Genomic DNA, 11,008 nt, shown 5'->3' on the forward strand with positions numbered 1-11,008 from the left:
CCTGCCGACGCAGGGGTCCCGGCCGTCCCGACGACCCCGCCGGCACCGGGCGTTGCAGCTTCCTGCCAATCCGCTCGGAGCCGGTGGGGGCCGCCCCTAGGCTTACCGGCAGGTAACTCACGAGGGGAACAGGGACTGTGAAGAAGCGTCTGGTTACGGTAGCGCTCGGTGCGGCCGGTCTGCTCATGGCGATGGCTCCGGGGGCCGTCGCGGCACCCGCCGCCGACGCCCCGAGCACCCGGACCTGCGACGGCGTGACGCTCACCGGTTCGCTCCCGGTCCCGCCCGCGGGCATGTCCGTCCAGCAGACGGTGACGATCGGCGAGGACTGCAAGCCCCAGGAGGGCCCGGTGACGTACGTCCCGGCCGCGGCCCCGGCCGTCCGCGCCGCCGGCAAGGCCCTGGCGGCCGGCACCACCGCCGCCGGCCACCGCCGGATCACCAGCGCGAACGAGATGTACGACTGCTGCAACATCCGGATGACCGGCCTGTACACCACCTCCGACTGGAACACCGCCGACGGCAGGATCACCACCGCGGCCACCACCGCGACCCAGGGCTTCAACCGCGAGCCGTGGAACGCGGGCTGGTCGGTGGCCTCCGCCACCAACAGCGACGACTGCACCACCGACTGCGCCGTGGTGAACTCCCAGGCCCACGCGGACTTCTCCTACAAGGGCATCTTCGACGTCACCGGCGCCTGGTACGCCAACACCCACCACAGCTACCTGACCCTCAACCCCGACCTCAGCTACTCCTGCACCTTCGACGTGCAGCTGCGCCACACCTTCGTCGGCTGGAACTGGCAGCGCGGCTGCCAGGTGCAGTAGCGGACCGCGACGACGGCGGGCGGCGGGCCGGCGGACCACGGACGGTCCGCCGGCCCGCGTCGTGCCGCCCGGCCCCGTCGTCCCCCTGCCCGCGTCGTGCCGCCCGTCCCGACGGCCGCCGAGCCGTCCCGACGGCCGCGGGGCCCGGCCCGATCGGCCTCGCCTACGATCGGGCTCCATGGAGATGACAACCGCCCTGTGGTCCTTCGCTCTCGTCGTCGGCCTGCTCACGATCACCCCCGGGCTGGACACCGCGCTGGTCCTGCGCACCTCCGCGCTGGGAGGGCGGCGGCAGGCCTGGGGAGTCGTGCTCGGGATCCAGACCGGCACGCTGATCTGGGGCACGCTGACCTCGGCCGGGGTGACGGCACTGCTGACCGCCTCGCAGGTGGCGTACGAGGTGCTGCGCTGGGCGGGCGCGGCCTACCTGGTGTGGATGGGCGTCGGGATGCTGCGCAGCCGGGGCGGGGCGGCGCAGGCGGAGGAGGCGCTCGTCGAGGGCGGTTTCGGCCACGGCTGGCGGCGCGGCACGCTGACCAACCTGCTGAACCCCAAGGTCGGGGTCTTCTACGTGGCCGTACTGCCGCAGTTCATCCCCGCCGGGGTCCCGCACTTCGCGGCCGGCGTGGCCCTCACCTGCGTCCACGTGCTGGAGGGCCTGCTCTGGTCGACCGTCCTGGTCGGCTTCGCCCAGGTGCTGCGCAGTTGGCTGCGCCGCCCGGCCGCCCGGCGCGTGCTGGACCGGGTGACCGGGGCGGTGGTGGTGGCCTTCGGCCTGAAGCTGGCGCTCGCCGACTGAGCCCGGTCAGTGGCCGAGCCGATTCAACCCCTCCATGAGCTCGTCGCCGTTCATGCACGGGTGCAGTTCGACGGAGGCGTTCAGCTGCAACCAGAACGGTTCGGCGATGGACGGTATCGAGGCCTCGTCCGCGACGTCGACGACCAGGAGCATCGCGCGGCGCCCGTGGCGGCCGAAGAAGTAGGCTGCCTCCGGCTTGAGCTGGGCCAGCGTCTGCTGGATCCCCTCGCGCATGGAGCCGTCGCTGATGAGCTTGTTCGAGGTCGCGGTGTCGAGTTCGACCTCCAGCAGGGCGCGCATGGGTCCCCGCTCCTTCCCCGGGCTCGGGGTGAGTCCGCACCTCAAGCCTCCCGCCGTGCCGGGGGGAACGCAACGTGACCTCAGGCGGCGTGCGTGCGGGGCGCCTCGGTCGTCTCGGGGGCGGCAGCGGCCACGTCGTGGTGGATCGGGCCGTCCCCGGCGCTCAGCGGCAGGCAGCTGCCGCCGCGCCGGTGGGCGATGATCTCGGCGGCGACCGAGACGGCCGTCTCGTCGGGGGTGCGGGCACCGAGGTCGAGGCCGATGGGGGAGCGCAGCCGGGCGAGCTCGGTGTCGGTCAGCCCCGCCTCGCGCAGCTTGGCCTCGCGGTCGCGGTGGGTGCGGCGCGAGCCCATCGCGCCGACGTAGCCGACCGGCAGCCGCAGGGCGCGCTCCAGCAGCGGGATGTCGAACTTGGCGTCGTGGGTGAGCACGCACAGCACGGTGCGCCCGTCGATCCGGCCCAGCTGGGAGTCGAGGTAGCGGTGCGGCCAGTCGACCACCACCTCGTCCGCCTCGGGGAAGCGGCGGGTGGTCGCGAAGACGGGTCGGGCGTCGCAGACCGTGACGTGGTAGCCGAGGAACTTCCCGATCCGCACCACGGCGGCGGCGAAGTCGATCGCGCCGAACACCAGCATCCGCGGCGCGGGCACGTAGGACTCGACGAAGCAGGTGACGGTGCCCTGCTCGTGCTCGTCGCAGGGCCGGCCGTCCAGGCCGAGCACGAGCCGCCCGGTCCGTCCGGCGTCCAGCATGGCCCGGGCCTCGGCGACGAGCGCCCGTTCGAGCGCGCCGACCGTGGACGGCCCCACCGAGAGCGACCCGGAGGCGCCGTCGGCGGTGACCGCGAGGGCGGCCCCGAGCAGTCCGGCCGGTCCGTCGATCACCCGGGCGAGGGCGACGGGCGTCCCGTCGGCGATGCACGCCAGGCCGGCGTCCATCCCGGGGTCGGACCCCGGTACGACCGGCTGGACGAAGACGTCGAGGATCCCGCCGCAGGTCAGCCCGACCGCGAAGGCGTCCTCGTCGCTGTAGCCGAAGCGCTCCAGCACCGGTTCGCCGCTCTCGATCGCGGCCTGGCACAGCTCGTACACCGCGCCTTCGACGCAGCCGCCGGAGACGCTGCCGACCGCCTCCCCGGCCGTGTCCACGGCCAGGGCCGCCCCCGGGTCGCGCGGGGCGCTGCCGGAGACCCCGACCACGGTGGCCACGGCGAAGGAGCGCCCGGACGCGTGCCAGGCCCGCAGCTGTTCGGCGATGTCCTGCATGTCGGATGCTCCTTACACGGTTTCGACAGTAGCGGGAGACGCCGCCGTACGGGAAACGATCCCGTACGGCGGCGGTGGGTGGCGGAGGGACGGCCGTGGTGCCGGGTCCGGGCCGCGGGGCTAGTGCACGCCGAGCCAGGACTTGATCGGGGAGAGCGCGAAGTACAGGACGAAGACCCCGGTGAGGATCCACATCAGCAGCCCGGGCTCGCGCCACTTGCCCTGGCCGGCCTTGATGACCGTGTACGAGACGACGCCGGCCGCGACGCCCGCCGTGATGCTGTAGGTGAACGGCATCAGGACGCAGGTCAGGAAGGCCGGGATGGCGACCTCGCGGTCGGACCAGTCGATGTGCCGGGCCTGGCTCATCATCATCGAGCCGATCACCACCAGGGCGGCGGAGGCGACCTCGACCGGGACGATGCCGGCCAGCGGCGAGAAGAACAGCATCAGGGCGAACAGTCCGCCGGTGACGGCGGAGGCGAGGCCGGTCCGGGCGCCGTCGCCGACACCGGTCGCGGACTCGACGAAGACGGTCTGGCCGGAGGCGCCGGCCAGGCCGCCGACGGCTCCGCCGGCGCCGTCGATGAACAGCGCCTTGGACAGTCCGGGCATCCGGCCCTGCTTGTCCGCGAGGCCGGCCTCGGTGCCGACGCCGATGATGGTGGCCATCGCGTCGAAGAAGCCGGCCAGCACCAGGGTGAAGACCGCGACCGAGGCGCTGATCGCGCCCATGCCGTGGCCGCCGAAGGCGCCGAACAGGTCGACGTGGCCGAAGAGGCTGAAGTCGGGGGCGGAGACCGGGCTGCCCGGCCAGACCGGCACGGAGTTCTTCCAGGCGGAGGCCGGGACGTCGGCGACCTGGTTGACGATCATCGCGAGCACGGTGCCGCCCGCGATGCCGATCAGGATCGCACCCCGGACGCCGCGCGCCATCAGCACGAAGATGGCCAGCAGGGTGACGCAGAAGATCGCCACGGGCCAGCCGGTCAGCTCGCCGACCGGTCCGAGCGACAGGGCGGTCGGGCCGCCGGTGTGGACGAACCCGGCCTTGTAGAGGCCGATGATCGAGACGAACAGGCCGATCCCGATGGTGATGGCGTGCTTGAGCGGCAGCGGGATGCCGTTCATGATCTTCTCGCGCAGCCCGGAGACCACCAGCAGGACGATCAGCAGGCCGTAGATCACGCACAGGCCCATGGCCTGCGGCCAGGTGGTGTGGGGGACGACGAGCGCGGAGACCGCGCCCGAGACCGAGAGCCCGGCGGCCAGGGCGAGCGGCACGTTGCCGACCACGCCCATCACGATGGTGGTGACGGCGGCCGCGAGCGCGGTGGCGGTGGTCAGCGCGGCGTGGTCGAGCTTGACGCCGTTGACGTCGGCACCGCTGAGGATCAGCGGGTTCAGCAGGATGATGTACGCCATCGCCATGAACGTGGTGAGACCGCCGCGCAGCTCGTTGGCGATCGTCGAGCCGCGGGCCGAGACCTTGAAGTACGCGTCCAGCGCGCCGTTCGGGCGTGGTGCCGGGGACGAGGGGTGGGTCTCGTCCACGGCGGGTCTGTCTGCTTCGGTGGTGCCGGGCTCCGTGGGGATCCTGGGCATGTCCACTCCCAAGTGTCAAAGGGGGTTGGGGTGGGCGAGCCGACCTGTCTGCCAGTCAACGAAGGTGGCACAGGGGGACGGTCATCGACTCACTGTGGGGGAGGCACTCCTGGGGAGTGCCAGCGGTGCAGATGAGGGTGGTGCGCACCACTGCGGAACCCCGGCGTGGGCAGGGCAGCGGGTGGGGGGAGTCCCCCGGGGCGGTGGGGAAGACGCGTCACCGCCCCGGGGAGGTCCGTACGTCCGGAGGCCCGGGAGGCTTCCGGAGGCCGTGCTCCCGGAGTCCGAACTGCCGGGGTCAGCCGGGCTGTTCGGTGGTCAGGTGCTCGGGCCGGACGGGGATCCGGTTGAGCGCCAGGCCCGTGGCGTTGCGGATGGCCGCCACGATGGAGGGCGTCGCCGACACGGTCGGCGCCTCGCCGACCCCGCGCAGCCCGTAGGGGGCGTGGGGGTCGGGAAGTTCGAGGACGTCCACCGGGATCGGCGGGGTGTCCAGGATGGTGGGGATCAGGTAGTCGGTGAAGGAGGCGTTGCGCACCTTGCCGTCCCGGACGATGATCTCCTCCATCACCGCGAGCCCGAGCGCCTGGGTGCAGCCGCCCTGGATCTGGCCGACCACGGAGAGCGGGTTGAGCGCCTTGCCGACGTCCTGGACGGCGGTCAGCTCGACCACCTTGACCAGACCCAGCTCCACGTCCACGTCCACCACCGCGCGGTTGGCGCAGAAGGTGTACTGGACGTGGCCGAAGCCCTGGCCGGTCTCCTTGTCGAAGGCCTGGGTGGGCCGGTGGTGGTGCTCGCGGGTCTGCTCGACGGCCTCGTCGCCGAGCAGGTCCACCATGGAGACCAGCGGCCCGGCACTGGCCGAGACGACCTTGCCGCCGACCAGCGAGAGGTCGTTGTGGGTCCAGCCGTAGCGGCGCCGGCCCTTCTCGATCAGCTCCCGGCGGACGGCTTCGGCGGCCAGCTTCACGGCGCCGCCGGTCATGTACGTCTGACGCGAGGCCGAGGTCGAACCGGCCGACCCCACCTCGGTGTTGGCCGGGTGGATGGTCACCTGCTCGACGCCCAGCTCGGTGCGGGCGATCTGGGCGTGCACGGTGACGCCGCCCTGTCCGACCTCGGCCATCGCGGTGTGCACCATGGCGACCGGCTCGCCGCCGATCACCTCCAGCCGCACCCGGGCGGTGGAGTAGTCGTCGAAGCCCTCCGAGAAGCCGACGTTCTTGATGCCGACCGAGTAGCCGACGCCGCGCACGATGCCCTCGCCGTGCGAGGTGTTGGACAGCGCGCCGGGCAGCGCCCGGACGTCCAGGTGCTCGGTGTCCAGCGGCGGCGGCAGCGGCATGTCCTTGGCGCGCTGCAGCAGTTCGGCGACGGGCGCGGGGGAGTCGATCTGCTGGCCGGTGGGCATGAAGTCGCCCTCCGACATCGCGTTGAGCTGGCGGAACTCCACCGGGTCCATGCCCAGTTCGGCGGCCAGCTTGTCCATCTGCGACTCGTAGCCGAACGCCGCCTGCACCGCGCCGAAGCCGCGCATCGCCCCGCAGGACGGGTTGTTGCTGTACAGCGCGATGGCGTGCATCTTCACGTTGGGGATGACGTACGGGCCGTGCCCGAGCGAGGCCGCGTTGCCGACCACAGCGGGGGAGGCGGAGGCGTACGCGCCGCCGTCCAGCACGATCCGGCAGTCGGCGAAGACCAGCTTGCCGTCGCGGGTCGCGCCGTGCTCGTAGTGCATCCGGGCCGGGTGGCGGTGGACGTGGCCGTAGAAGGACTCGTCCCGGGAGTAGACGATCTTGACCGGCTTGTTGGTGTGCAGGGCCAGCAGGCAGGCGTGGATCTGCATAGAGATGTCCTCGCGGCCGCCGAACGCGCCGCCGACGCCGGCGAGGGTGAGCCGGACCTTCTCCTCGGGCAGGTCCAGCACGGGGGCCATCTGCTCGCGGTCCACGTGCAGCCACTGGGTGGCGATGTAGAGGTCGATGCCGCCGTCCTCGGCGGGCACCGCGAGGCCGGACTCGGGGCCGAGGAAGGCCTGGTCCTGCATGCCGACCTCGTAGTCGCCGCTGACGATGACGTCCGCCATCGCCCGCACCTCGTCGGTCACGCCGAGGCCGGAGACCAGCTTCTGCTCGTGGCAGATGTTGCCGTACGCGTGGGACTTGTACTCGTGCGGCTCGTGCACGTACCCGTGGGTCTCCGGGTCCAGGCACTGCTCCTCGGTGACGATCGGGGTGAGCACCTCGTACTCGACCTTGATCTTCTTCACCGCGCGGCGGGCCGTCTCCGGGTGGTCGGCGGCGACCAGCGCGATCGCCTCGCCGTGGTAGCGGATCTTGTCGATCGCCAGTGCGGGCTGGTCCTGGATCTCCAGGCCGTAGTACTTGGAGCCGGGGATGTCCTCGTGGGTCAGCACCGCGTAGACGCCGGGCACCTTGAGCGCCTCGGAGATGTCCACCGAGAGGATGTTGGCCCGGGGGTGCGGCGAGCGCAGCGCCATACCCCAGAGCATGTCCTCGTGCCACAGGTCGGAGGAGTACGCGAACTCGCCCTTGACCTTCAGGTTGCCGTCCGGACGCAGCGGCGAGCCGCCGATGCCGTCCTTGGCGGCCTGGTTGATCTTCTGCAGGTTCTTCTGGCCCTGGATGGTGCGGGTCGTGGTCATTCCGCTGCCCCCTCGCCGGCGCACTTGCGGGCGGAGGCGAGCCGCACCGCGTCCATGATCTTCTCGTAGCCGGTGCAACGGCACAGGTTGCCCGACAGCGCCTCGCGGATGTCGTTGTCGCTCGGCTGCGGGTCGCGGTCGAGCAGCGCGTCGGTCTGCACGAGCAGGCCCGGGGTGCAGAAGCCGCACTGGACGGCCCCGGCGTCGACGAACGCCTGCTGGACGAGGCCCAGTTCGCCGTTCTCCTCGGCCAGGCCCTCGACCGTGCGAACCTCGCGGTCCTGCACCTGGCCGGCCGCGACCAGGCAGGAGCAGACCGGCACGCCGTCCAGGTAGACCGTGCACGAGCCGCACTCGCCCTGCTCGCAGGCGTTCTTCGAGCCCGGCAGGCCCACCCGCTCGCGCAGCACGTAGAGGAGGCTCTCGCCCTCCCAGACGTCGTCCGCCTCGACCGGCTTGCCGTTGGCCGTGAACGTGACCCTCATGCCGCGCTCCTGATCTGCTTGCTGTAGTCGTTCCAGCACCACGTGAGGGTGCGGCGGGCCATCACGGCGAGTGCGTGCCGCCGGTAGTCGGCGGTGCCCCGGACGTCGTCGATGGGGGAGGCGGCGGCCTTCACCAGCTCGCCGAAGCGCTGGATCACCTCGGTGCCCAGCAGCCCGCCGGACTCCCAGAGCCCGCGCTCGGCGAGCACGCCCTGCAGGTACTCCTCGGCCTCGACGGCGCGGCGCGGCGTGGGGGCGGCCGAACCGATACCGGTGCCGACGGTTCCGTCCTTCGGGTGCAGGGCGAAGCCGAACGCGCAGACCGCGATCACCATCGCGTTGCGGGTGCCGATCTTCGAGAACTGCTGCGGACCGTCCGCGACGGGGATGTGCACGGCCCGGATCAGCTCGTCCGCCTCCAGGCAGTTGCGCTTGACCCCGACGTAGAAGTCGTCGATCGGGATCATCCGGGTGCCGCGCACGGAGGCCGCCTCGACGTACACGTCCCGCCCGGCCGCCAGCAGCGCCGGGTGGGAGTCGCCGGCCGGGGAGGCCGCGCCCAGGTTGCCGCCGACGCCGCCGCGGTTGCGGATCTGCGGCGAGCCGACGGTGTGGGCCGCCAGTGCGAGCCCGGGCAGCGGCCCGGACAGCTCCGCGATGATCCGGGCGTACGGCACCGAGGCGCCGAGCCGGACGACGTCGCCGTCGTTCGTCCATTCGGTGAGCTCGGTGACGCGGTTCAGGTCGAGAATCGCGGATGGCCGGTGCACGTCGAAGTTCAGCTCGACCATGACGTCCGTGCCGCCCGCGATGGGCAGCGCGGTCGGGTACTCAGCCTTCGCCGCGAGAGCCTCGTCCCAGGTGGCGGGCCGAAGGAACTCCATGCGGGTGTCTCCTCAAGTCTTCGCCGACCGGGTGTCCGGCGGCGTTTCGCCCAGTGAACTCCTGTGACGTGGCCCACTGGCAGTCACCGATGGCATGAAGCCCCGGCTGTGGTCCCGCCCGGCATCCTGTACGTTCCTCTAAGGACGACAATCCCGCAGCCCAGGTGTTCCGCCGGGTGCTACCTACGACCGTAATCCGGCCGTGACGGGCGGGCTACGGACCCGTGACCCCCGGGCCCGCTGGTGGGTAACACCGAGCACTGGTGTTCGGGCACACTGTCACCCCGGACCGGACGCCGGACCACCCGTTCGCGCAGGTCCGGTCCCCGGACACCCGTTCGGCCCCACCCCTCCAGCCCCGTTCCAGCCCGGTTCCGGGCCCGTTCCAGCCCCTGGTCCAGGCCCCCTGGCCCAGCCCCCGTTCCAGCCCCTGTTCCAGCCCCCGTAAGGAGTCCGCGGATGCGTGTCCGTGACCTGCTCGCCCCCGGCGCCCCCCGACTGCGCCTGCTCGCGGCCGAGGAGGAGCTGGACCGGCAGGTCAGCGGTGTGATGACCACGGACCTGCACGACCCCGGCCGCTACCTGCACGGCGGCGAACTGGTGCTCACCGGGATGCTCTGGCGCACCGCCCCGGCCGACTCGGAGCGTTTCGTCCGGACCATCGCGGCCGGCGGCGCGGTCGCCCTGGCCGCCGGCGAGGCCGAGGTCGGCCCGGTGCCCGAGGACCTGGTCGAGGCCTGTCGCCGGCACCGGATGCCGCTGCTGGCCGTCCCCGACGACATCGCCTTCGGAACGGTCACCGAGTTCATCGGCCGTCAGGTCTCCGCCGACCGCGCCGCCGACCTCGCCGCCCTCGTCGACCGGCACCGGCTGCTGGTGTCGGCCGCCGGCGGCGGCGGACTGGACGCCGTCCTCGACCTGCTCGGCGGCGACCTCGACCTGGACTGCTGGGTGCTCACCCCGACCGGCGCGGTGATCGCCGGCCCTGCCGACCGGCTCACCGCCGAGGACCGCGACCAGCTGGTCCGGGCCCACCTCGCCGCCCAGCGCCAGCGCCGCCGCCCCCCGCACCGGGCCCGCCTGGCCGGCGGCGCCTACTCGCTGCTGCCCGCCGCCGCCGACGCCGAGCAGGAGGCACCGCTCGCCGACTGGGTGCTCGCGGTGGCCGGCGACATCACCGAATGGACCACCAAGCGCCAGCAGCTCGCCGAGAACCTCGCCCGGCTGGTCGCCGCAGAGCGCCACCGCCGGGACGAGGGCCGCCGGCTGCGCCGCCGACTGGCCGACGAGCTGCTCGCCCTGCTGCGCCGGGACGCCGACCCCGGCGAGATCAGCCGCGCCCTGTACGCCTCCTCGGCGATGGCCGCCCGCTACGAGACCCCGGAGCCCAAGCCGCAGGCCCAGGACGTGCCCTGGCTGGTGCTCAGCGCCGAGGGCACCGGCCTGCCCGACGGCATGGTGCGGACGGTCCTGGAGGAGGCGCTCGGCGGCACCAGCGACCGCGCGCTGGTCGCGGGCTCGGGCAACGGCGCCGTGGTCGTGCTGCCCGCCCTGGACACCCCGGTGCCCGCCGACACGCTGCGCGACCTGCTCGCCCCGCTGGAGGCCGGCCTCGGCTCGGAGGGCCGGATCACCCTCGGCGTGTCCGCCCCCGCCACCGAGGCCGGCGGCCTGCGCGGCGCCCTGGAGGAGGCCCGGCACGCCCGCCGGATCGCCGCCGCCCGGGTCGGGCGGGTGTGCGTGGCCGGCCCCGAGGAGCTGGCCTCGCACGTGCTGCTGCTGGCCGCCGTCCCCGACGAGGTCCGCCGCGCCTTCCGCAGCCGGCTGCTCGACCGGGTGATCGCCTACGACCTCGAGCACCAGGCGGACCTGGTCCGCACCCTGGAGGCCTTCCTGCGGTCGGACGGCTCCTGGACCCGCTGCGCCGGACAGCTGCACGTCCACGTCAACACCCTGCGCTACCGGATCGGCCGGATCGAGGAGCTGACCGGGCGTGACCTCTCGCGGCTGGAGGACCGGGTGGACTTCTACCTGGCGCTGGAACTGGCCTGATGCCCGGTCGCCGGTCGCCGGTCGCCGGTCGCCCGGTCGCCCGGGGGTCCGGGAGGACCCGGGGGAGAACGACGGGGGGCCGGCCCCGGGGCGGGCGGGGGGGCCCCCGGGGGGGCGCAG

9 protein-coding genes are annotated in these 11,008 nt (G+C 72.9%); 3 read left to right on the plus strand and 6 right to left on the minus strand.

Features of this window, described 5'->3' with window-relative positions; translation table 11 throughout:
• Positions 1 to 137 precede the first annotated feature (137 nt).
• On the plus strand, positions 138 to 830 hold the full coding sequence (locus ABT247_RS27120) for a hypothetical protein (protein ID WP_350747198.1): 693 nt from the start codon (positions 138 to 140) through the stop codon (positions 828 to 830).
• A 178-nt stretch (positions 831 to 1,008) separates the two neighbouring features.
• The gene (locus ABT247_RS27125; protein WP_350747200.1) at positions 1,009 to 1,629 is read left to right on the plus strand and encodes a LysE family translocator; all 621 of its coding nucleotides are present in this window, start codon (positions 1,009 to 1,011) and stop codon (positions 1,627 to 1,629) included.
• A 6-nt stretch (positions 1,630 to 1,635) separates the two neighbouring features.
• Here the strand turns inward: ABT247_RS27125 and ABT247_RS27130 are convergent, their stop codons facing one another.
• From ABT247_RS27130 to ABT247_RS27155, 6 genes are all read right to left on the minus strand, one after another.
• A complete protein-coding gene (locus ABT247_RS27130) occupies positions 1,636 to 1,929 on the minus strand; it encodes a hypothetical protein (protein WP_350747203.1) in 294 nt (97 codons plus the stop codon).
• 80 nt (positions 1,930 to 2,009) lie between these two features.
• A complete protein-coding gene (locus ABT247_RS27135) occupies positions 2,010 to 3,194 on the minus strand; it encodes an XdhC family protein (protein ID WP_350747205.1) in 1,185 nt (394 codons plus the stop codon).
• Between the two features lie 120 nt (positions 3,195 to 3,314).
• Complete coding sequence (locus tag ABT247_RS27140) at positions 3,315 to 4,799, minus strand: NCS2 family permease (protein ID WP_350747208.1); 1,485 nt, start codon at positions 4,797 to 4,799, stop codon at positions 3,315 to 3,317.
• A 298-nt stretch (positions 4,800 to 5,097) separates the two neighbouring features.
• Positions 5,098 to 7,467 (minus strand): xanthine dehydrogenase subunit D, encoded by a 2,370-nt coding sequence (gene pucD, locus ABT247_RS27145; protein ID WP_350747250.1) that lies wholly within the window; start codon positions 7,465 to 7,467, stop codon positions 5,098 to 5,100.
• Complete coding sequence (locus ABT247_RS27150) at positions 7,464 to 7,952, minus strand: (2Fe-2S)-binding protein (RefSeq protein WP_350747253.1); 489 nt, start codon at positions 7,950 to 7,952, stop codon at positions 7,464 to 7,466. Before ABT247_RS27150 ends, pucD begins: the two co-directional genes overlap by 4 nt.
• Positions 7,949 to 8,836 carry an FAD binding domain-containing protein gene (locus ABT247_RS27155; RefSeq protein ID WP_350747256.1) on the minus strand — a complete coding sequence of 296 codons (888 nt, stop codon included), beginning with the start codon at positions 8,834 to 8,836 and terminating at the stop codon, positions 7,949 to 7,951. The genes ABT247_RS27150 and ABT247_RS27155 overlap by 4 nt, the downstream gene beginning before the upstream one ends.
• 459 nt (positions 8,837 to 9,295) lie before the next feature.
• Between ABT247_RS27155 and ABT247_RS27160 the strand changes: the two genes are divergently transcribed.
• On the plus strand, positions 9,296 to 10,888 hold the full coding sequence (locus ABT247_RS27160; RefSeq protein WP_350747258.1) for a PucR family transcriptional regulator: 1,593 nt from the start codon (positions 9,296 to 9,298) through the stop codon (positions 10,886 to 10,888).
• The last annotated feature ends 120 nt before the right edge of the window (positions 10,889 to 11,008 follow it).

Origin of the sequence: Kitasatospora sp. NPDC001539 (assembly GCF_040298565.1) — a bacterium.
Lineage (GTDB): Bacteria > Actinomycetota > Actinomycetes > Streptomycetales > Streptomycetaceae > Kitasatospora.

Bases quoted from the DNA above. Each gene is read 5' to 3' on its own strand.
- ABT247_RS27160 (WP_350747258.1), top strand. From the start codon at position 9,296: ATGCGTGTCCGTGACCTGCTCGCCCCCGGCGCCCCCCGACTGCGCCTG.
- ABT247_RS27150 (WP_350747253.1), bottom strand. From the start codon at position 7,952: ATGAGGGTCACGTTCACGGCCAACGGCAAGCCGGTCGAGGCGGACGAC.
- ABT247_RS27135 (WP_350747205.1), bottom strand. From the start codon at position 3,194: ATGCAGGACATCGCCGAACAGCTGCGGGCCTGGCACGCGTCCGGGCGC.
- ABT247_RS27155 (WP_350747256.1), bottom strand. From the start codon at position 8,836: ATGGAGTTCCTTCGGCCCGCCACCTGGGACGAGGCTCTCGCGGCGAAG.
- pucD (WP_350747250.1), bottom strand. From the start codon at position 7,467: ATGACCACGACCCGCACCATCCAGGGCCAGAAGAACCTGCAGAAGATC.
- ABT247_RS27125 (WP_350747200.1), top strand. From the start codon at position 1,009: ATGGAGATGACAACCGCCCTGTGGTCCTTCGCTCTCGTCGTCGGCCTG.
- ABT247_RS27140 (WP_350747208.1), bottom strand. From the start codon at position 4,799: ATGCCCAGGATCCCCACGGAGCCCGGCACCACCGAAGCAGACAGACCC.
- ABT247_RS27130 (WP_350747203.1), bottom strand. From the start codon at position 1,929: ATGCGCGCCCTGCTGGAGGTCGAACTCGACACCGCGACCTCGAACAAG.